Here is a 396-nt window from a genome sequence, read left to right on the forward strand (position 1 = left end):
CCCCCCCCCCCCCCCCCCCCCCCCCCCCCCCCCCCCCCCCCCCCCCCCCCCCCCCCCCCCCCCCCCCTCCCTTCCCCCCCCGCCCACCACCGAGAACCACACATCTTACTGTTCGTCGGCAGCGTCAGATGTGTATAAGAGACAGGCGTTTCAGGGCCATGCAGTACCGGAATTTCGCATGCCAGCATCAACGCAAAAAACAGAGCCATCCGCTCTTTGCCCGCAGATGTAAGTAGGATGCTGCTCTCGATCTGTCTCTTATACACATCTCCGAGCCCACGAGACGAACGCAATAATCGCGTATGCAGTCTTCTGCTTGAAAACATGGGGGGGGGGGGGGGGGGGGGGGGGGGGGGGGGGGGGGGGGGGGGGGGGGGGGGGGGGGGGGGGGGGGGG

Annotated in this window: 1 protein-coding gene; it reads left to right on the top strand. The window is 68.9% G+C overall.

Annotated features, from left to right (window positions below; translation table 11 throughout):
- Positions 1–232 (top strand): hypothetical protein (locus JHD62_RS21600; RefSeq protein WP_199104598.1); only part of this gene is annotated, 232 nt, incomplete at its 5' end.
- Positions 233–396: the final 164 nt, after the last annotated feature.

The organism is Aquitalea sp. ASV11 (genome assembly GCF_016429185.1).
Taxonomy (GTDB): Bacteria; Pseudomonadota; Gammaproteobacteria; order Burkholderiales; family Chromobacteriaceae; genus Aquitalea; species Aquitalea pelogenes.